The organism is Jeotgalibacillus terrae (assembly GCF_016908195.1).
Classification (GTDB): Bacteria; Bacillota; Bacilli; order Bacillales; family Jeotgalibacillaceae; genus Jeotgalibacillus; species Jeotgalibacillus terrae.
On record NZ_JAFBDK010000009.1, the window covers coordinates 1 to 20,620 of the forward strand.

Annotated in this window: 22 protein-coding genes and 10 tRNA genes; 2 read left to right on the forward strand and 30 right to left on the reverse strand. The window is 44.8% G+C overall.

Features of this window, described 5'->3' with window-relative positions; genetic code table 11:
• Positions 1–159: 159 nt before the first annotated feature.
• From JOD21_RS10380 to acpS, 26 genes are all read right to left on the reverse strand, one after another.
• Positions 160–233 (reverse strand) — tRNA-Gly (locus tag JOD21_RS10380).
• Positions 234–251: 18 nt separating this feature from the next.
• Positions 252–328 (reverse strand) — tRNA-Arg (locus tag JOD21_RS10385).
• A gap of 9 nt (positions 329–337) precedes the next feature.
• Positions 338–423 (reverse strand) — tRNA-Leu (locus JOD21_RS10390).
• 71 nt (positions 424–494) lie between these two features.
• A tRNA-Leu gene (locus JOD21_RS10395) sits at positions 495–576 on the reverse strand.
• 11 nt (positions 577–587) lie between these two features.
• Positions 588–663 (reverse strand) — tRNA-Lys (locus JOD21_RS10400).
• A 7-nt stretch (positions 664–670) separates the two neighbouring features.
• Positions 671–745 (reverse strand) — tRNA-Gln (locus JOD21_RS10405).
• Between the two features lie 7 nt (positions 746–752).
• Positions 753–828: transfer RNA gene (locus JOD21_RS10410), tRNA-Asp, on the reverse strand.
• A 30-nt stretch (positions 829–858) separates the two neighbouring features.
• Positions 859–933 (reverse strand) — tRNA-Glu (locus JOD21_RS10415).
• 6 nt (positions 934–939) lie between these two features.
• Positions 940–1,030 (reverse strand) — tRNA-Ser (locus tag JOD21_RS10420).
• Positions 1,031–1,037: 7 nt separating this feature from the next.
• Positions 1,038–1,112: transfer RNA gene (locus tag JOD21_RS10425), tRNA-Asn, on the reverse strand.
• A 431-nt stretch (positions 1,113–1,543) separates the two neighbouring features.
• Positions 1,544–2,017 (reverse strand): SprT family protein, encoded by a 474-nt coding sequence (locus JOD21_RS10430; protein WP_204729563.1) that lies wholly within the window; start codon positions 2,015–2,017, stop codon positions 1,544–1,546.
• A gap of 12 nt (positions 2,018–2,029) precedes the next feature.
• On the reverse strand, positions 2,030–2,443 hold the full coding sequence (locus tag JOD21_RS10435) for a hypothetical protein (protein ID WP_204729564.1): 414 nt from the start codon (positions 2,441–2,443) through the stop codon (positions 2,030–2,032).
• A gap of 14 nt (positions 2,444–2,457) precedes the next feature.
• The gene (locus JOD21_RS10440) at positions 2,458–4,626 is read right to left on the reverse strand and encodes a Tex family protein (RefSeq protein ID WP_204729565.1); all 2,169 of its coding nucleotides are present in this window, start codon (positions 4,624–4,626) and stop codon (positions 2,458–2,460) included.
• A 249-nt stretch (positions 4,627–4,875) separates the two neighbouring features.
• Entirely contained in the window at positions 4,876–5,472 is a 597-nt protein-coding gene (locus JOD21_RS10445) for a PP2C family serine/threonine-protein phosphatase (RefSeq protein ID WP_204729566.1), read from the reverse strand.
• Entirely contained in the window at positions 5,472–6,266 is a 795-nt protein-coding gene (sigB, locus tag JOD21_RS10450; RefSeq protein ID WP_204729567.1) for an RNA polymerase sigma factor SigB, read from the reverse strand. Before sigB ends, JOD21_RS10445 begins: the two co-directional genes overlap by 1 nt.
• On the reverse strand, positions 6,244–6,714 hold the full coding sequence (gene rsbW / locus JOD21_RS10455; protein ID WP_452176703.1) for an anti-sigma B factor RsbW: 471 nt from the start codon (positions 6,712–6,714) through the stop codon (positions 6,244–6,246). Before rsbW ends, sigB begins: the two co-directional genes overlap by 23 nt.
• Positions 6,714–7,049: an STAS domain-containing protein gene (locus JOD21_RS10460; protein WP_204729569.1), complete on the reverse strand. Its 336-nt coding sequence runs from the start codon at positions 7,047–7,049 to the stop codon at positions 6,714–6,716. The genes rsbW and JOD21_RS10460 overlap by 1 nt, the downstream gene beginning before the upstream one ends.
• Positions 7,050–7,190: 141 nt before the next feature.
• Entirely contained in the window at positions 7,191–8,201 is a 1,011-nt protein-coding gene (locus JOD21_RS10465; protein WP_204729570.1) for a PP2C family protein-serine/threonine phosphatase, read from the reverse strand.
• A gap of 16 nt (positions 8,202–8,217) precedes the next feature.
• Positions 8,218–8,619 (reverse strand): anti-sigma regulatory factor, encoded by a 402-nt coding sequence (locus JOD21_RS10470; protein ID WP_039807354.1) that lies wholly within the window; start codon positions 8,617–8,619, stop codon positions 8,218–8,220.
• 4 nt (positions 8,620–8,623) lie between these two features.
• Positions 8,624–8,980 carry an STAS domain-containing protein gene (locus tag JOD21_RS10475; protein WP_039807352.1) on the reverse strand — a complete coding sequence of 119 codons (357 nt, stop codon included), beginning with the start codon at positions 8,978–8,980 and terminating at the stop codon, positions 8,624–8,626.
• 3 nt (positions 8,981–8,983) lie between these two features.
• The gene (locus JOD21_RS10480; protein ID WP_204729571.1) at positions 8,984–9,811 is read right to left on the reverse strand and encodes an STAS domain-containing protein; all 828 of its coding nucleotides are present in this window, start codon (positions 9,809–9,811) and stop codon (positions 8,984–8,986) included.
• Positions 9,812–9,926: 115 nt separating this feature from the next.
• Entirely contained in the window at positions 9,927–10,277 is a 351-nt protein-coding gene (locus JOD21_RS10485; RefSeq protein WP_204729572.1) for a type II toxin-antitoxin system PemK/MazF family toxin, read from the reverse strand.
• Between the two features lie 4 nt (positions 10,278–10,281).
• Positions 10,282–10,563 carry a CopG family ribbon-helix-helix protein gene (locus tag JOD21_RS10490; protein WP_039807347.1) on the reverse strand — a complete coding sequence of 94 codons (282 nt, stop codon included), beginning with the start codon at positions 10,561–10,563 and terminating at the stop codon, positions 10,282–10,284.
• 154 nt (positions 10,564–10,717) lie between these two features.
• Positions 10,718–11,866: an alanine racemase gene (gene alr, locus JOD21_RS10495; protein ID WP_204729573.1), complete on the reverse strand. Its 1,149-nt coding sequence runs from the start codon at positions 11,864–11,866 to the stop codon at positions 10,718–10,720.
• A gap of 49 nt (positions 11,867–11,915) precedes the next feature.
• A complete protein-coding gene (locus tag JOD21_RS10500; protein ID WP_204729574.1) occupies positions 11,916–12,929 on the reverse strand; it encodes a LolA family protein in 1,014 nt (337 codons plus the stop codon).
• Between the two features lie 742 nt (positions 12,930–13,671).
• On the reverse strand, positions 13,672–14,028 hold the full coding sequence (acpS, locus tag JOD21_RS10505; protein ID WP_204729575.1) for a holo-ACP synthase: 357 nt from the start codon (positions 14,026–14,028) through the stop codon (positions 13,672–13,674).
• Positions 14,029–14,093: 65 nt separating this feature from the next.
• Between acpS and JOD21_RS10510 the strand changes: the two genes are divergently transcribed.
• Positions 14,094–14,690 (forward strand): rhomboid family intramembrane serine protease, encoded by a 597-nt coding sequence (locus JOD21_RS10510; RefSeq protein WP_204729576.1) that lies wholly within the window; start codon positions 14,094–14,096, stop codon positions 14,688–14,690.
• Positions 14,691–14,727: 37 nt separating this feature from the next.
• On the opposite strand, the gene JOD21_RS10515 is transcribed toward JOD21_RS10510, so the two are convergent.
• Complete coding sequence (locus tag JOD21_RS10515; RefSeq protein WP_204729577.1) at positions 14,728–16,245, reverse strand: PH domain-containing protein; 1,518 nt, start codon at positions 16,243–16,245, stop codon at positions 14,728–14,730.
• On the reverse strand, positions 16,238–16,720 hold the full coding sequence (locus JOD21_RS10520; protein ID WP_204729578.1) for a PH domain-containing protein: 483 nt from the start codon (positions 16,718–16,720) through the stop codon (positions 16,238–16,240). The genes JOD21_RS10515 and JOD21_RS10520 overlap by 8 nt, the downstream gene beginning before the upstream one ends.
• Positions 16,721–16,882: 162 nt before the next feature.
• Here JOD21_RS10520 and JOD21_RS10525 point away from each other — a divergent pair, with 162 nt between their 5' ends.
• A complete protein-coding gene (locus JOD21_RS10525) occupies positions 16,883–17,440 on the forward strand; it encodes a hypothetical protein (RefSeq protein WP_204729579.1) in 558 nt (185 codons plus the stop codon).
• A 620-nt stretch (positions 17,441–18,060) separates the two neighbouring features.
• Here the strand turns inward: JOD21_RS10525 and cshA are convergent.
• Positions 18,061–19,521 carry a degradosome RNA helicase CshA gene (cshA, locus tag JOD21_RS10530; protein ID WP_204729580.1) on the reverse strand — a complete coding sequence of 487 codons (1,461 nt, stop codon included), beginning with the start codon at positions 19,519–19,521 and terminating at the stop codon, positions 18,061–18,063.
• A gap of 360 nt (positions 19,522–19,881) precedes the next feature.
• On the reverse strand, positions 19,882–20,595 hold the full coding sequence (locus JOD21_RS10535; RefSeq protein WP_204729581.1) for an alpha/beta hydrolase: 714 nt from the start codon (positions 20,593–20,595) through the stop codon (positions 19,882–19,884).
• Positions 20,596–20,620 lie beyond the last annotated feature (25 nt).

Below are 20,620 nucleotides of genomic sequence, written 5' to 3' on the forward strand. Positions count from 1 at the left end.
TGTATTAGGCACGCCGCCAGCGTTCGTCCTGAGCCAGGATCAAACTCTCCGTAAAGTGTTTGAAAAGCTCATTGTCTTTTTTGTTCGAAAAAGACGTAAAATCTTAAAACATTGACGTTTGGTTGTTTAGTTTTCAAGGTTCAAGTATTTCAAAAATAATGGAGCGGGTGATGAGAATCGAACTCACGACATCAGCTTGGAAGGCTGAGGTTTTACCACTAAACTACACCCGCATATAATGTTGTAAAATATGGCGCGCCCGAGAGGAGTCGAACCCCTAACCTTTTGATCCGTAGTCAAACGCTCTATCCAATTGAGCTACGGGCGCTTACTTGTTTGGTGCGGTCGAGAGGAGTCGAACCTCCACGGGATTTCTCCCACTAGGCCCTCAACCTAGCGCGTCTGCCATTCCGCCACGACCGCTCGGTTTCGAGCGACAAGTAATATTATATCAATATAACTTCTAAGTGTCAATGCTTATTTTAAAATAAAAATGCGGGTGGAGGGACTTGAACCCCCACGCCTTGCGGCACTAGATCCTAAGTCTAGCGTGTCTGCCAATTCCACCACACCCGCATGAAACAAAATGGTGAGCCATGAAGGACTCGAACCTTCGACCCTCTGATTAAAAGTCAGATGCTCTACCAACTGAGCTAATGGCTCTAAAAAATGGCTGGGCTAGCTGGATTCGAACCAACGCATGACGGAGTCAAAGTCCGTTGCCTTACCGCTTGGCTATAGCCCAATAAAAATGGCGGTCCCGACCGGGATCGAACCGGCGATCTCCTGCGTGACAGGCAGGCATGTTAACCGCTACACCACGGGACCAGATGAAACTATGTATTTTTCAAAAATAAGTGGTGACCCGTACGGGATTCGAACCCGTGTTACCGCCGTGAAAGGGCGGTGTCTTAACCACTTGACCAACGGGCCATGTTCTGGCGGAGAAGGAGGGATTTGAACCCTCGCGCCGCTTACGCGACCTACACCCTTAGCAGGGGCGCCTCTTCAGCCACTTGAGTACTTCCCCATAAAAATGGCTCCACAGGTAGGACTCGAACCTACGACCGATCGGTTAACAGCCGATTGCTCTACCACTGAGCTACTGTGGAACGATATGATTCAGTTGTTGCAGCAAGCCTTTATGTAAGTTGTTCACTTGGCGTCTCTCTTGCCGACGTTTAATATCATAACAGATACTCAAAACATTAGTCAATAACTTTTATAAAATAATTTATGTTATTTTCCTCTGTGTATACCGTCCGCTTCAAAGGCTAGTGAATGTAATTTACCACATTTAAGAGGCGATGTCAAAAGCAATCCACTCATACAATGATGAAAATCATCACTCTCCCTTTAAATGAAATGCCTTTGTTCATTTAGGCTGTTGATTTCTGCTCCAGGGGACTCATCTGTCCGATTTCTCCTGCTGGTATCGTCCCCTTCCGCTTCAATCACTAGCTGTGTTAAAACAACATTGAACTTTAACAAAGATAATGAAACAAAAAAGTTCCCGAAGGAAAAAACCTCTGGGAACCCTGTATTAAGCTCTTGAATGATCCACACCTAAAAAGGTCAGTTTACCGCTGCACTTACCACAGCGGTATTTACTTGTATCAAACCTTCTCTTACGGTGATATAGCTGTCCGCAGTTGATACATTCATATACCTTATTACGCGGAAGCTGCTTTTTCTTTTGTGAAGGGAGTGGTGTGCAGAATCTTGGTGCTCCCACTTTTTTAATCAGTTCTCTGAAGTCGCGATCACGGTGCTGATACCCTTTTCCTTCTATATGAAGGTGGTAATGTGCGAGCTCGTGTTTAATAATACCTGTCAGTTCTTCATACCCATGTTCATCCAGATACTTTTTGTTGATCTCAATATGGTGACTCCTTAGCAGGTATCTCCCCCCTGTTGTTCTGAGCCTTGTGTTAAAGTATGCCTGGTGACGGAATTTTTTACCGAACGATTCAAGTGAGATATGTTCTGTCAGTTGCTGTAATTCTTCGTTTGTCATTGGCTGCCCCTTTTAGATAAACAGAAAGATCAGCGCGACAAGCGGCATTGATGTGATCAATTGTATGCTGATCAGAGAAAAGGAGCGTACCTGTCCTTTTACTTCTGCCGGCACCTGCTGGTTCATTCTGATCAATACCTGAGTAACGCCGAACGCAGCTGCTGCCAGAATGATGATGAGCGGGATGACCGGCAGTCCGTTATCCGGTCTGTCCATTAGTACATATGCAAGCAGCATGATAACGATCGGTACGAGCTCAATGATCATCGTTGAAAAGAAGAAACGCGTGAGCACAGCTGATACTGTCATCCCTTCATCGCCGCGGCCTTCTGCAGTTTTTATTACTGTACCCAGATGGGCGATATAGTTGAATGTAATGCCAAGTGCTGCAACGGCTGCCGCAATGGCGATAACATAATAGACCATTTATATTCCTCCAATTAGTCAGTCTGGTCGGCTGGCTCTAAAATAGTGAGTGCGATTCTGCCTTTTTTGACGTCGACCTGTTCAATCCAGACAGTTACCACGTCTCCGAGTGATACAACATCAAGCGGATGTTTCACAAAACCTTTTTTCAGTTTTGAAATGTGGACAAGCCCGTCCTGTTTGACACCGATATCCACGAATGCGCCAAAGTCCACTACGTTGCGGACTGTTCCCTGCAATTCCATGCCAGGTTTCAGGTCTTCCATCTTGAGTACATCCTTTTTCAGGATCGGTTTGTCAAGTTCATCACGCGGGTCGCGCCCTGGACGAATCAACGCTTCGATAATATCTTTCATCGTATGAATACCGATGCCTGTTTCCTCTGACCACTGCTCAGGTGTTTTTTGAATGATCGCTTCTTTCAGCTCTTCAGAACCGATCGCATTCAGGTCGTAACCTGCCTGATTGATCATTTTCTGTACGTCCTGATAGTTTTCCGGGTGAATAGCAGTTTTATCGAGCGGATTTTCTCCTTCTGCAATACGGAGGAAGCCGATACATTGCTCATATGTTTTCGCCCCGAGTCGCGGAATCTTTTTCAGCTGTTTGCGGTTGCTGAATTTACCCGCTTCCTCACGTGCTTTCACGATATTTTGTGCAACGGTTTTTGATAGACCTGCTACATACTGAAGCAGTGAAGGTGATGCTGTATTCACGTTCACTCCTACTTTATTTACAGCGGTCTCAACAACAAAGGTCAGGGATTCATTCAGCTTCTTCTGTGACACGTCATGCTGGTACTGACCGACACCGACTGATTTCGGATCAATTTTCACAAGCTCTGCCAATGGATCCTGCAGACGTCTGGCGATCGATACAGCACTTCTTTCTTCTACCTGCAGATCAGGAAATTCTTCGCGCGCTACGTCTGAAGCAGAGTAAACACTCGCCCCCGCTTCATTTACAATCAGGTAATACACTTCCTGATCAATTTCCTGAAGCTGGTCTGCTACGAATTGTTCCGTTTCTCTTGATGCAGTACCGTTTCCGATAGCCACAAGCTCAATACCGAAGTCTTTTACCACCTTTTTAAATGTGGCAGCCGCTTTTGAAGGATCTTTTGTTGTATGCGGATAGATCACGCCAATATATAGCATTTTACCGGTCTCGTCTACGACTGCAAGCTTACATCCTGTTCGGTAAGCCGGGTCAACGCCAAGCACTTTTTTCCCTTTCAGTGGTGCCTGCAGCAGGAGGTTTTTCAGATTTTCAGAGAAAATGTGAATCGCCTGATTTTCCGCTTTTTCAGTGAGTTCATTTCTGATCTCTCTTTCAATAGATGGGAGGATCAGACGTTTATAGCTGTCTTCAATGGCTTCAGCTATTTGTTCAGCTGATACTGACTGAGGATACTTCACGTGCTTGCGCTTTAATTCAGAAAGGATTCTCTCCTGGTCCGGCTGGATCGAGACGCGAAGCACATCTTCTTTTTCACCACGGTTCAGTGCAAGTGTACGGTGCGGGACGATCTTTGAAACGGGCTCTTCGTATTCATAGTACATCTCGAAAATGCCTTTTTCATCAAGCTCTGCTTTCTTGACTGCAGAAGTGATTTTACCGCTTCTGAAAGTCTGGTTTCTTATGTATTCACGGATTTTTGCATCATCTGCATACATTTCAGCAATGATATCTCTTGCTCCGGCAAGTGCTTCGTCAGCATTAGGCACTTCTTTTTCCTCTGAGATAAATTCAGATGCTTTTTCTTCCACGTTTCCGTTTCTCGGGAAGGATAAGAGCCATTTTGCTAATGGTTCAAGACCCTTTTCCTTCGCTTTGGTAGCCCGTGTTCTTCTTTTTTGTTTATAGGGACGGTAGAGATCTTCTACTGCCTGCAGTTTATCAGCATTTATAATGGATTGTTTCAGTTCTTCTGTCAGTTTGTCCTGTTCTTCAATCAGACGCAGTACTTCTTCTTTTCGTGTCTCCAGGTTTTGCAGGTAGACCCAGCTGTCAGATATGTTTTTGATCTGGACTTCGTCAAGTGCACCTGTCATTTCTTTACGATATCGCGCAATGAATGGGACTGTATTTCCTTCATTAAGGAGCTCAATTACTTTTTCTACTTTGTCAGCACTAATTGAGATACTGTTTGCCAGACGGGCGATCTGTTGTTTCTGATCCATGCCTTTCACTGCCTTTCTATAATCATTTCCGAGATTAATTGTACCACAGAGTATTTAGCTCTGTTGATGTTGGCTGATGATTTCCGCTGCAGGGGGACGCTTTCCGCAGGGCCGGCGGTAAGCCTCCTCGAGCTTCGCTCTGCGGGGTCTTACCTGACCGACTTTTCCTACTGGAGTCGCCCCCTTCCGCTTCAATCAACAGCTGTGCAAATCCTAAATTATATTTTTTATATAAAAAAAAGAGACTCCTTAATGAGGCAGTCTCCCAATGATAAAGGTTGTATCGTCACTTCCCGAAACGATTGAATCGAGATAAGTTGAAATATAGTCAATTGAGCGTCCTGACTGTAGCAGCGGTCGTACACGTGTGATCTGCAGTCCGTCTGAATGAATGAGAAATGATGCGCCATCTTCATAAGCGAAGCTCTGCGTCTTATAACGCTGGGGCCTGCCGGATAAATATCCGGTTACCGGCAGCGGATAAGTCAACTTGCCTGCTTCTGAATAAAAATAAAAGCGGATATTTCCAACGCAGCTGTATGTAACCTGTCTTGTGGCATATTCGATTTTTACAATCGCAACTGCCGCGCCCCTTTTTTTCGCAAGAGACTGATTGGCTCTTTCCATCAGCTGATCAACGTCTTCATCCATGTTTTCCTCTACTGCACTGCAAACTGCCTGGGAAGCTTCATGCGCATACTTTCCGCTCCCAAGACCGTCTGCCAGCACGCATATAAAATAGTCATCAGTTGCCGCAAAATAATAACTGTCGCCGCAATCCTGTCTTCCATCCTTTGCATACTGTCCTGCATGTACGGTAACTAAACTGTGGTCAAGTACATCCATCAGGCAAAATTCCCGTCTTCAGAATTTTCCTGCTGGATTGCATCACGCAGTTTTTTGATGGCTCTTCTCTGCAGTCTGGAAACATGCATCTGAGAAATGCCGAGCATATCACCAGCGTCTTTTTGACTCATATTTTCTAGATACGTATATTGTATAATCTGTTTTTCTCTCTCACTTAACACATGAAGTACTTTCTCAAGTACCATGCGCTGATCCGTTTTTTCATAGTTATCATCCATGCTGCCAACAATATCGAGCAGTGTGACTGTGCTTCCGTCAGAGTCCGCTTCAATAGAATGGTCAACGGACAGTGCCTGATAACTTTTTCCCATTTCCATCGCTTCCAGAATTTCCTCTTCTGAAACTTCCAGGTGCATCGCGATCTCACTTACTTTTGGGGAGCGCTGCAGATCTGTTGTAAGCTCTTCAACTGTCGCTTTAATTTTTGGACCAAGTTCCTTGATTCGCCGCGGTACATGAACACTCCATGTTTTATCGCGTAAAAACCGCTTAATCTCACCGATAATCGTAGGGATCGCGAAAGCTTCGAAGCTTTTTCCAAAAGTATCATCATAACGGCGGATCGCACCCAGGAGACCGATCATTCCAACCTGTGCAATATCTTCATGATACGATTTACCCTTGGAATATTTTCTGGCGATGGATTCTACAAGATTTTTGTAATGAACAACTAGCTTGTGCTGTGCATCTTCATCCTGCGTTTCCTGATAGGCTTTGATCCATTCCAGTACTTCACTTTTGCTTGGTTGATTAGGTTGAGACAGTTTCCGCATCCCTCTCCACCTGCTCTTCCTCAATGTACTTTGTCATAAAGACCGTTACACCCTCTTTTTGACTGATCTTCACGTCATCCATCAGGCTTTCGATCAGGTAAAGACCTAGCCCCCCTTCACGGAGCATGTCAACCTGTGAACCCTCATTGTAAGGTCCAACTTCTTCTTTTACTTTGATGAAATCAAAACTTGAACCGTGGTCTGCCACAATGACTTCAAGGCGATCATTGTATAATGCAAAACCAACAACGATTTCTCCTTCATCATTACCTTTATAAGCATGCTGAACAGCATTGGTAATTGCTTCACTTGTCGCAATCTTCAAATCTTCAATATCATCATAAGTGAAGCCCATACGGCTGGCCACGCCTGAAATCGTCAGGCGGATCACACCGACATACTGAGCTTTGGCGGGTATCTTCATCTCAATGTAATCAAATGGTTTCATCATTCCATTCCACCTTTTACTTCGGAGTTAATATCCATGATGTCTGCAAGTCCAGTGATGTCAAAAAGGCGTTTCAGGCGATCTGAAAGACCAATAAGCTGAAGGTGTCCGCCATTTGCTTTAATTCCTTTGAACAATCCGACAAATACACCAATGCCCGTACTGTCCATATAACTTACCTCAGAAAGGTCAGCTACTACGTGGATTCCTTCCTGTTTCGAAAGAGGTTCTGTTTTCTCTCTTAAAGCCGGTGCAGTATAAGCATCAATTTCCCCTGCAATTTCAAGTCTTGCAAAATCTTCTCTCTGCTCTGTTATATCAACTTTAATATTCATATTAGTTCCACCTTTTTTTCGAATGTCCAGCCCCTGACCCTCTGATCTTCCAGTGAGGTGCAGGCGCTTATACACAAAATCTCCGTAAGACGTACTTGTAAACTACCCTAACTGCAGGGAGTTAAACGTAATCAGCCGGAACTATTTTGTTCTTTTTAAAATGATAATTGTAAAGTCATCCCTTAACTGGAAGTGCTGCAGACGCTCCAGGTCCCGGAAAATTTTATTTACAATTTCCTGCGGTGGGAGTTCTATATATTCATTGATATAGGAAATTAACGTTTCACGTTCAATGAATCCTTCATCTGTGCGGCATTCTGTTACACCATCAGACATTAGAATAATCATATCTCCCACTTCAACTGCCTGCTCATAGCGCTTGTACTTTGTGTTTTTATCAACACCAAGTAAAAGCCCTCTCGCTTCAAGGTCAAGAAACTCCTTATCTTTCCCGCGGTAGAAAAAGCCGGGCTCATGGCCTGCGGAAGCAAAATGCAGAATATTACTGCGCAGCTCATACATCCCATAGAACATCGTAATGAACATAGAGTCGTCTACGTTCTGTTCTACTACTCTATTCAGACTTTCAAGCACAGCGCTTGGGTCTTTGCGGTATTCAGGCAGACTGTCCATTGCATACTTGATCATAGACATGCAGAGTGCTGCCGGGATCCCTTTACCGATTACATCCGCAATGGCCACATTCACTGAATGATCTCCGTCATGAACAAAGTGGTAATAGTCACCATTCATCTGTTTGGCAGGAACGCTCAGTGCACCAATTTCAAGACCATCCACTGTCGGCACAGAGGTGCCAAGGAGTGTGTCCTGTACGTTCGATGCAATCTCCATTTCATTTTTCAATTCCTTTTGTGTGTCAAGCAGACTCTGATGTTCTCTGAAAGCAAATCCGTATGCTGTCATGACTTCAAGCAGAATATCAAAAGAATGCCAGACTTCCGGTGAGAGGTCAGGCATTAACTGCTGCATTGCATTCTTTTGAAGACTGATGATTTCCTCCGGCGGCACTTTTTTTGCAAGAGCAGTCCGGCTGAATTGCTGAGCAGCATATAGAGCCTGCTCAGACTGGTTGTTCATATATTCCTGCAAAATTTTACTATATTGTGCTTCAAGTGTTTCTTGTTTATTCATTCGTCAAATGCCCCTCCTATCGGAGCCATTTTGTTGCGCGGATATCTGTACCTTCGCCAGGGTTTGAATCAATGTTGAAATCATCCATTAATCTCCGTACACCCGGCAGGCCAGCTCCTAGACCCCCTGAAGTTGAAAAACCGTCTTCCATTACTTTTCTGATATCTGGAATACCCGGACCTTTATCCAGTGCAATTATTCTAAGCCCTGCTTTACCGTTTTCATTCAGCCGGTCAATACATAATTGACCTTCTCCTGCATACAGGTAAATATTTCGGGCGAGTTCACTGATGGCTGTTGTGATTCTAGCCTGATCTACGGTTCCAAATCCCAGCTCTTTCGCTACATTTCTGCCAAGCTGGCGAGCAGCTACGATATCCCACTCGTTCAGAATGGATACACAGGATTGGATTTCCATATGGTCAGTCCCCCAATTCCTGTTGAAGTTTCTCTAAACCTTTTTCCAGATCAAGTGCGGTCATTACGTCATCAAGTCTGATGCCAAGCTCGATCAGTGTAATGGCCACTGCCGGCTGGATTCCTGTAATAACAACTTTTGCACCCATTAGTCTGGACATATTAATCACATCACCAAGCACCTTAGCGATAAACGAGTCGATAAAATCAATTGATGTAATATCAATGACCACACCGCGCGCATTGGTTTCGTGAATTCTTTTTAGCAAATCTTCCTGAAATTCAAGGGCAGTCTGATCATCTAACTCCCATTGAATTGAAATTAAAAGGCAATCATTCAGTTTTAGGATCGGAATTCTCACCGTTTACCCCTCCAATTCCACTATTTTTCTGCCTGTCATCTCTAACGCCAGCTCAACACCTTTTTTCATTGTGCTGGTTGTAATAAATTTATCTAAGTCAATCCCCAGATTAACGATCGTCTGGGCAATTTCAGGCCGGATTCCGACCAGCATGCATTTTGCCCCGACCAGATGAACCGCTTCCGCCGCCTGGATAATATGGTGAGCAACCATCGTGTCTACTACAGGCACGCCTGTAATGTCTATCAGCACGACTTCAGAGCGGTGGCTGACCACTCCGTCAAGCAGATTTTCCATCACAAGTCTTGCTCTTTCAGTATCAATGGTTCCTACAAGCGGCATGACTGATATCTGTTCCATAACCGGTATTAACGGGGCAGACAGCTCCTGAAGGGCCATCTTTTGAAGAGATACAGTTTTCTCCCATGTTTCTGCATATGTCTGGATGATTTCATTTGAGAATGGTGTCATCCATTTATCCAGGAGCTCGAGATACTCTCCTTCTCTCTCTTTATCAATACTTCCATATTGGACTAAGTTTTCCTGCACGGTATGTACAAATTCTCTCAATCCTTTTACAACCAGCGCAACCGGCCAGCCCAGTCTGACTACTTTGTCAGAAAAACTCTGAAGCTTTTCTTTATATTCTCTATCTTTATCTTTCAGGTTCAGTAGAATAATATCAAAAAACTCTGAGCTTGTTGATTCAAAAATGTGCTCTGGCATGATGTCAATGATGCGCGCATCTGAATCGCTCGTAAGCCGTTCTTTCCATGCCCGTTCGAGCTCTTCACGATGATCTTCAATGTGCGCAGTGATTTTGTTATACAAAAATTTCACCTCTAACTTATCATTCTGTATTCGTACTTATGTTCTATTATAGAGGAGTGTTGCCCCCGGGTCTATTGATATGAAAAAAAACGCTCCTGAAAGAGCGTTTTCCACATTAGAGGTCTATCAAGCCAAGGCTGATCTGAAGTGCCTCGTCTACCTTATCCATCGTCTCGTCATCCAGATGGGTTATTTTGTCTGTTAATCGTTGTTTGTCTAATGTTCTGATCTGTTCCAGCAAAATAACTGAATCACGTTCAAAGCCATTACGCTTTGAACTGATTTCAACGTGGGTAGGGAGCTTGGCTTTTTGAATTTGTGCTGTGATTGCTGCGACCACTACTGTGGGACTAAACCGATTTCCGATGTCGTTTTGGATGATGAGAACGGGGCGGACTCCACCTTGCTCTGAACCGACAACGGGAGATAGGTCAGCAAAAAATACGTCTCCACGCTTCACTATCAAAGCGTTATCCCCCACTTACCAGACGTTCAATGGTATGGTCTGCTTCGTATTCTGCCTGTAGCGCTTCCGAAGCCATTGATAAGTTGATCTTCGCCATTTCCATATAGCCCCGGCGCATAGCATCTTGAGTTTGTTTTCTGCGTCTGTCACGGACATAAGCTTTTGTTGCACGATAAATACAGTCACTGCAGCTTAATTCTTCCTGTTCGGCAAACGCTTCCAGTTCTGTTAGCAGTTGCTTTGGTAATCGTACCAAGATTTCTGATGTTGCGCTGGATTCCGACACAAACTACACCTCCACCATCATATGCATACCTATTTTTTCTGAAACATTTATTCTTTTGTTCATTCATCATTCAAGTCCATGTTTATATTAACATTAAAAAGCCGTACTGAAAAGGTTCTCTTTTAAAATATCTGACAATTCTTTGCAAAAATGATTATTTCAGATGATTAAAGACCTTTTTTATCACACCATTTTCCCAATAGATCCGGGGTAGTCTCGCAGCCAGCAGACAGGCAGATTCATAGTGAATCGTTCCGTTATGCGCAGCAACGTCATCAAGCATGATACAGTCATTTTCTGTACGCCCGACTAAAGTAACAACCGTGCCTTCCTCCATTTTAAAAGGCAGCCTGATCATGCACTGGTCCATACAGACCCGTCCGATCATTTCCGCGCGGTGCTCTCCTGCAAGTACTTCAAAGCCCTGCATCTGCCTGATCCATCCATCAGCATAACCAATTGGCAGCGTCGCAATCCATTCATCCTGCTCTGCTGTGTAGGTTGCGCCATAACTGACTTTATCGTTCTTTTTCAGCTGCTTCACCTGAACGATTTTCGTATAAAGGGAAAGGGCCGGTTGAAGCGTAACGGGCATCTCATTGCGGATATCTCCGGAAGGCACAAATCCGTACATTGAAATACCGAAGCGTACAGCGTTAAATGCTGTATTATCTCTGAGAAATGCACCTGCGCTGTTAGAAGCATGAATCATTTCCGGCTGCTGCTCGAATACCTCAAGGAACTCATGGAAACGTTCATGCTGCCAATCAGCATAGCTGCGGTCAGGCTCGTCCGCTGTAGCAAAATGAGTGAAGACCCCTTCTATCGTTAAACGGGAAGAATCCGCTACAAATCTTTCCGCTTCCTTTAAATCTGCTTTTTCTCTAAATCCGATCCGTCCCATTCCTGTATCGATTTTCAGATGTACGTTCAACGTATCGCGATCAAGAACGTTTCCGGCTTTCCTCAGCCAGTCTCCTGAAAAAACAGTCAGGCGGATCCCATGCTGCGCAGCCAGTGCGGCATCTTCAGGCCGCGTAGCGCCAAGCACCAGGATCGGAGCGGTAAAGCCGTGCTTTCTAAGAAAGAGTGCTTCATCAAGAAAAGCCACTGCCAGCCATTCCGCTCCGCTTTCAAGTGCTGTCTCTGCTATTTCGAGATAACCATGTCCATACGCATTCGCTTTTACAACAGCCATGATCACTGTGTCATTATTAAGTCGGCCGGACAATTGAGTGATATTATGTCTGACTGCATCCAAATCTACTTCAATCCATGTATCTCTATGGAATTCATTATTCATCATCTGGCACCTTCTCTTGTCACAGGAGTCGCTCCTGTTTTGGATGCCGTTATTTTATCATAGACCCCTGCACTGAGCGAGCGACTTCGAGCATTTCTTCTTCTGTCAGATCATTGGAAGCAAGTAAGTAGTTGACGCCATTGTAGGTCCATTCAAGTGAATTCTCTGTCATAGCCCCTACTGCAAAGCCGAGGTCCGCTATTTCTCCAGTGGCTTCAGATGTGGTCAGCATGACAGGTGCAGCATCCAGTTTTTCCTGAATGATCGTATAATTTTTTGCGCCTTCATACGTCAGAATCACCCGGCTGCCGTTATCGGTGTTCACTTCTTTTTCTTCTTTCAGTGCAGCGCCTTCGATCTCAGCAGTCGGGTACAATACTGCCCACTCTTCTGTTTCTTCCCCGTCACCTGATACAGGCATTTCAAGCTGGGCACCCATCATATTTTTCTCAAGGTTAAAATCACTTTTTTCAAATGACGCTTTGTAATCCACTTCACTGAAGCTCAGTTCGATTTTTACATTTCCTTCTTCATCTTTTACTTTTACGTCTGTTGGTGCAAGTGTCTTCTTATCAAATATAACCTGTTGAAGCGGGAACATCTGCTGATGCTTGTACCTTGTCTTCGTATCAAACACATACTGCCCTTCTTTTTCCGTAAAAACTGCTTCCTTATCTTCCTGAATATCTTTTACAAGCGATTCAGCCAGATAAGCCTGACTGCCATTTGAAGGCCAGTCACTCTGGAAACGGAAGCTCTTGTTCAGCGCAGGCGTCAGGACAAATACACCTTCATCATTTCTGATAATCATCTGACTCTGCTTGTCTTCAGCATGCTTCAGATGAACCCGGTAATAATGAGGCTTCATGTGCCAGACTTCCACATCATATTCCTGTGGTGTCTCTCCTGTGGTAAAGGTCATCTTCGCTTTTGCCTTATAGCTTTCAGTCTCCTCCACCTTGTCCATCAGGTCCTGAGCCGCTTCTTCCCTCGTCTTCTCACCGCACGCAGCCATCAGCATCACTAAAAAGACCATTATCAAACAGAGAGCGGTTTTCTTCATGGTTTCCTCCCCTTCACTCATTAAGCATCGTTGCCAGTGCACTTTCAGTGTATGAGAGGAGATGGGCTTGTATGACATAGAAAAGCGGAAGGCGCTCGTTCAGCTCCGACAGGCATAAGACGCGCTGAGAGAAATGGGTGCCCTTCCCCATTTTCTCAGCGTGGCTTATGACCCGAGGAGCTAGCGCCTGGAGCTGGATCAGGGAGAAAAGCGGAAGCAGGCGTTTAGGTCCGACAAGCATAAGACGCAATGAGAGAAATGGGCGATCTTTCCCATTTTCTCATTGTGGCTTATGACTCGAGGACCTGCCTGCTGGAGCTGGACACAAGAAAAGCGGAAGGCGCTTGGTCAGCTCCGACAGGCATAAGACGCGGAACGAAAAACAGGTGACCTTTCCTGTTTACCGATGCGTGGCTTATGATCCGAGGAGCTAGCGCCTGGAGCTGGATCATTAGAAAAGCGGAAGCAGGCGTTTAAGCTCCGACAAGCATAACACGCGGAGCTGGCAGGGCGGTCGAATTGTTGAAAAGATGATTGAATTAAGGCACGAGGTGATACTAATATTCATAAAGGTGATTGAATTCCTTCACCTTTTTCGAATACATGTATAAGGTGACGCAATTATAAGCAAAGGCGATTGAATAAACAAAAAGGTGATAGATAAAACTAAATTGCTGATATATTTCCAAAACCCGCCCTTTCATCAGAGACCCATTTCCACCAACCAAAAAAACAGGCGCACCTAAGCACCTGTCCCCTCAATCACCACCTGCGCGGCGGCATATTCCTTTGTATGGGTAATGCTTACATGCACCTGATAATCCGGATGACTGATATAAGGCTTGCCGGATGATGCTTTTTCAATCTCAATATCCTGAAAAGACAGCTCACTTCCAATGCCGCATCCAAGTGCTTTTGCATATGCCTCTTTGACAGCAAAGCGCCCTGCCAGAAATTCCAGTCTGCGTCTTTCGCCAAGCTGCCCGAACTGTTGCTGCTCACGCTCAGTCAGGACACGCCGGATGATTTTCGGCTGTCTTACAAGCAGTTTGTCTATCCGTTCAATTTCTACAATATCCAAACCGATTCCATGAATCATCTGAGTCACCTTTTTCGTATAGAATCCTGTATGATAGAACTAATCAGGTACAGGGAGGATTTCATTTGTTTGTACGTACTGAAAGCTTATCACAGTTTATCAGGTTTTACCCTGTCGTATCACTGTTGATCCTGATCCATGCGCTCGTATTTATTGCGACTTCACTTCCGGGCGGTATTGGATCTTCAGTCCTGTTTTCACTCGCAGGCATTAACGGATTGATTTCTCAGGGAGAATACTGGCGTCTGATTACGCCGATCTTTGCGCACGCTGACTTATTTCATGTGCTGTTCAACACATTTTCATTAGTACTGTTTGCACCTGCACTTGAACGCTTGCTTGGGTCTGTACAGTTCTCAGTTGTTTATTTACTTACCGGGATTATCGCAAATGTGGCAACGTGGGTATTACAACCGCCTTTTTACTCTTCAGTCGGGGCCAGTGGGGCGATCTTTGGACTGTTCGGATTATACGGGGCGATCTGGCTCATTTATAAGCAGGCAGCACCTCTGGAGATCAGACAGGTCATGGTACCGATCATTGCGATCAGTGTTGTGATGACATTTTTCAGTTCAAACATTAATATAACCGCACACCTTGCAGGACTTGCAGCAGGCGTAATGATTGGCCTGTTTATCTTTCAGCAGCGGCGTCGGGAATAGCAAAATGCCTGGAGCTTTTATCACTCCAGGCATTTTCTTATTGTCCTTCTAATTCAGGATTTGTCATGATCGGTTCGTGTACCTTTTTCACTTCCGCTTCAGGGCTGTACCAGTCCATGACAAGATCGGCATCTTCTTTTGCGACATGTGCAATGCTGCTGTGGCTGCCGCTCGTATATGATTTAATCGTTGCATGCAATGTGGCAACATCTCCTTTATGCTGAAAAAAGGTCTGGGTCCATTCCACTGACTGAATCCGTTTCTTTTTCAGGTAAACGATCTGCTTGCTGATGCCTCTGTATTTCAGTGTCAGCTGATCATGCGACGCGCTCCAGCCTGCTGTTTTGTACTGCATCCAGCCCAGGATCACTGCCAGCGGGATCAATATCAGTGAGATCAGGCCGAGCGGAAAAAAGAAATAAGAAACCGGCACGATCAAGACCAACGAGAACAACACTTTCCAAAAGATATATCGCTTCAGGGCACGCTTAGGCGCACCTGTAAATTCTGTCTTCCAATGATATTCAGGCAGAATTTCATCCAGAATGGCATAGGTTTCTTTTTCACGGATCATCGGCAATAATCTGATCGCATTTGAGTCTTTTTCAAGGACAGATCCGCCTGCACTTTCGATCGTCACTGATGTATATCCAAACGGCTCCCGCATGATATTCTGATCAAACGTGATGCCCTGGATTCTCTTCAGCGGCACAGTCGTCTGCTTTTTCTCAAGCAATCCCCTGGTAATCACAATATCCTTATCCACAAGCTTCACTGTGAAATGCGCATAGCGCAGGAACGTCAGACCGACTGCAATAAGCCAGGCCACGAAAAAGACCACTACTGCCAAAATCCCTGCAAGCAGGAAGCCTGCTTGCACAAAATCAATCAGCTCCTGAAACACGGCTTCATATGGAATAATCTCGCCAAATTGTGAAAGAAAAATCAGGATACCACCGATTACAACGCCCGCTCCGCCTGAAGTAGTCGCCATGACCACAAGATCTTTCGGGCTCATTTTATACAGGACCTGCTCATCCGGTTCCTGCTCTACTATTTCTTCTCCCTCAGGCACTACCGAATGTTCTTCTTTCAGCCGCTTTTTAGCAGCTGAAATCATGCGGTTCAGATCATCTGCTTCAACTTTTGTAATCGCCGTCAATTCTGCCTCTGACTCAAGAGTTGAAGAGCTGCCTGCTGTCTCAACCTTAACTTTCACAAGCTTTAAAGGCCTGTGCAGAACACCTTCTGTATAGTTCAGGCTCTGTATTCTTTCAAAAGGAATATAGCGCTTTTTCTTTACGAATAAACCCTGTTCAATTTTAAGTTCATCCTCTTCAACCCAGTACTTAAAACGCCACCATTTAATCACGCCAAGAAAGAGAAACAGAATCACCATGGCACCCATAACCAAAAACGGCAGATAATCAAGAAACGATTCCCTTTCCCCGCGGTTTAAAAAGATCAGGATAACAAATGGAATAAATGCTTCTTTCAGCGTTTTCAGTGCATTCATCACAGCTGTAATCGGATGCAGGCGTTTTTCCTCAGACATCGTCTTCAGCCACCCTTGCCAAAGCAGAAATTGAGTCTCTTAATGCATCTGCTTCGTTAATATCAAGCGCAGGGATCTGATGCAGTGTGGCTGCTGTTGAAATACTGACTGTTGCAAGCCTGTATTTACGCAAAATCGGTCCCTGCTCTGTTTCTACGTGCTGCACACGAACCATGGGCACCAGTGTACGTGTCACAATAAAGATCCCATGCTGCAGTTCAATCTCCTCTTCTCTCACTTCATAACGCCAGCGTTTCCATTTCAGCGTTGGCAGTACAAAAACAAACAATACAATTTCAAGTATTAGTGCGATCGCTGAGCCGATAATAAACCATACCGACCAGTCAAATATGAGTGTAAGTGTGGTTAACCCTGCCCCAATCAACAGGGTGACTGCTGCAGAAATCCAGCCATAAAGCTTCCAGACGGTTAACGCCCGTTCTGAAATTCTCATTTTAGGCTCCTGTCTCCCCATCATTTTCTCTCCTGTCTATATGTATCTTTTATGTATCTACTTTATCATACGAACTGCCGGTCATATATGTTTCAAAAGTTTTCATGAAATATTTTAAAAAACGAAACTTTTTATCAAAAAATTCTGTATAGTAGATATGAAATTATTGTAAGGAGGATGTTTATGCACCGCGATTTTACAGAAGGGAATATCATGTGGATTGTTCTGAGCGTGATCACCTTTATTGTTTCGCTGATTTTTGCCTTTATCGGCCCGAACCTGCTCCACTATCTGTTCTTTTCGTACGGGGATGTCATCACCATACGTACGCCTGCCCTATCCAATATCCTTTTCGGCGCTTTTGGACTCCTGTTATCTGTATTCTTTTTCCTGATGTATAAAGAAGGAAAGGTGTTCAAAGGAACCGGCTTCGGGCTTCTGGCAGTTTCACTTGTCCTGCTGGTCCTGAGCTTAACAAATTATTCTGTATTAAGAGAAGAGAAAATTATCCATAACGATCTTTTCGATGTCACTTCAAATGAATATGCATGGAGTGACATAGAAGATGCTGTTCTGCTCAAGCAGAATGAAGAAGTGAAATATGACACCCTTATTCTTAAAATGAATGATGGCGAAAACCTTGAATTTGACCGCAATGGACAGATGCAGGCCTCTTTTTCTAAAATCGACGGCATGCTGCAGGCAAACGGGATTGTCTTTACGTTTCAGGAAAGAGAATAATGATAAAGCTGTCCTGGTTTTTAGGACGGCTTTTTTGTTTGGGTTGGAGTGGACGGATGGGGATTGATGGGGCGCGGACGAATTCCTTCAGCTGTCATCACAATTCCCTCAGGCACAGCTACTTTTCCTTCAGTGCTTTTTTCTCAAATAAAAAAGCTGCACCGGAACAGATCCGTGTGCAGCTTTTTATATGTTGTCCAGCTTCGGTTTGCAGGGGCTAGCATGTTTCCTTCAGCTCTGTCCGATAAGTCAACATCGGCTCACTTCGTTCACCGTGTTTCCTTTATCTCCGGCGCTTCAGTCCAACATGTACGCCCCTAAATGCTCACCTATGCTTTTCTTGGTGTCCAGCTTCAGGCGCTAGCTCCTAGGGTCATAAGCCACCCATCGGTAAACGGGAAAGTTCACCCGTTTTCCGCTGCGCGTCTTATGCCCGTCGGAGCTGAACGAGCGCCTTACGCTTTTCCCATTGTCCAGCTCCAGCAGGCAGGGGCTAGTGCGCTTCCCTCAGCTCCTTAAGATAAGTCAACATCAGCTCACTTCGTTCACTGTGTTTCCTTTATCTCAATCCGCTTCAGTCCAGCGCATACGCCCCTAAACGCCTGCTTCCGCTTTTCTGCTTACCCTTCGCGTGATTGACGCTTTGGCTGGCGCTGACGGCTGTTGTAAGGTTTGCCGCCGCCTCCGCCTTTACCGCCACGGTTTCCACCGCGGTTGCCGAACTTTTTGTCGTCTTTGCGGTATGATTTCTTCTTAGAAGAAAGTGGGCGCTCAGGTGTGATATCGATTGGTGTTTCGTCCGGCTCTTTAGTAAGGATCTTAAGAGCAGCTGCGATTAGATCCAATGATTCTTCGCCATCGTTTAACAGTTCACGAGCAAGTACTTTGTACTCCTCAAGATTGTTTTTCTTAAGTGTTTCTTTCAGTTCGTCAACTGCTGCGCGCTGAAGACCTTCAAGTGCTTCTGATGAACTTGGTGGACGCATTTGCTCCATTTTCTTCTTCGTTGTTTGTTCAACAACGCGAAGGTAGTTCATTTCACGCGGCGTTACGAATGTCATCGCCATACCTTTTTTACCTGCACGGCCTGTACGTCCAATACGGTGAACGTAGCTTTCAGGGTCTTGAGGAATGTCATAGTTGTATACGTGTGTAACGCCTGAGATATCAAGACCACGTGCAGCAACATCTGTTGCAACAAGTACGTCGATACGGCCTTCTTTGAATTTCTTAAGTACACTCATACGCTTCGCTTGCGTTAAGTCACCGTGAATTCCTTCAGCCATATAGCCGCGGATTTCAAGTGCACGTGCAAGCTCATCAACACGGCGCTTTGTACGTCCGAATACGATTGCAAGCTCAGGTGACTGAACGTTGATCAGACGTGAAAGTACGTCGAATTTTTCGCGCTCATGTGCTTTTACAAAGAACTGCTCAATGTTTTCAACAGTCATTTCCTTCGCCTGAACTTTTACAACTTCAGGGTTCTTCATGAAACGTTCAGCAATCTTGCGGATTGGTCCAGGCATTGTTGCTGAGAACAACAGTGTCTGGCGAGTTTCCGGAACGTTTTTAAGGATTGATTCGATATCATCGATGAATCCCATGTTCAGCATTTCATCAGCTTCATCAAGAACAAGTGTCTGAACCTGGTCAAGCTTCAGCGTACGACGGTTAATGTGGTCAAGAAGACGGCCAGGTGTACCTACGATAATATGTGGCGCCTTTTTCATTGCGCGAATCTGACGCTGAATGTCCTGTCCACCATATACAGAAAGTACACGCACACGCTTGTCGCTGCCGATTTTGTAAAGCTCTTCAGAAACCTGAATCGCAAGCTCACGCGTTGGTGCGATAATCAGACCCTGAATGTTTTGTGATTTAGTATCCACTTTTTCAAGCATAGGAATACCGAATGCAGCCGTTTTACCTGTTCCTGTCTGCGCCTGCCCGATAATGTCTTTACCTTCTGCTGATAGTGGAATTGTGCCAGCCTGAATTGGCGTTGCCTCTTCAAATCCCATACGTTTAATTGATTTTTGGATTACTGGACTAATTGGTAGTTCTGAAAAAAGTGTCAAATCCTTCATTCTCCTTTGTTTTGTGAATCATCTATTTCATACACATAGCTAAGATCGCTCAGAAGACTGCGACAGCCTTTGTTCGTTGTCCTTAACATTTAAAATAACAGGGGCATTTCTTCCCCAAAAAGAAAACCCGGTCATAGGCCGAGTGCGTCAGAGATGCCAATATGTCAATTGGTCTTTCATGCTGGTTAAAGACAACCATCAAAAATACGCAGGACAAAATACGTCCTTCACGGGATGCTCCCGCATTGCGCATTTAAAAGTTATATCACACTCTTCTTATAAATAAGAGAGCTTTTTGCTAATTGTAGCAGATGTCTTACGTATCTTATCATGTCTATTTTCAAAAAACAATCATCCGTTGTCAGGAACTTTCTCCTGTTTTAAAAAGAAAGCGATCTCATGAAAAAGCTGATCACAGTCGGACCCATAGCATATCAGGTGTTTAGACGATTTTGATAAATATAATCTTTTCTGGTAAGTTCCAACCCGGTCATAGACGAATCTCGCTGCTTTTGGAGGCACGATCCCATCCATCTGTCCCTGTGCAATGAAAACAGGCACGCTGATTTTTGGGAGCAGCGGTACGACATACGATGCCAGGCGTCTGAACTCTCTTGTGGAGCGGATTGGTGTATGAAAGAGCTTATATTTATAATGACCAAACCATTCATTTTCATTCAGCTTTCGTCTTAATGTATCTGCAAATACTATTTTAATGTCGCTCAGGATCTGTTTTGGATTAATGTAAAGGGCTGCTGCACTGAGTAATACCAGTTTTTTCACCGGATAGTGGATGGTCAGGTAAGCTGCAATGAGACCGCCCATTGAAAAGCCGACTACGTATACTTCGTCACAATACATATACAGCCTTTTCAGCTCTTCTTCTGCATATGTGATCCATTCAACTGCGTTCGTCTCATGCAGCCTGAGATGTCTGCCATGGCCGGGGAGCACCGGCACTGAAATAATCCAGTCTGTATGCTCACGCAGGTATCTGGCAAGCGGATTCACCTCGTAAGCCCCGCCTGTGAATCCGTGAAGCAGCAAGCATCCTGTCTGTCCCATGACGTCCCTCCGTTCAATCTTCTAC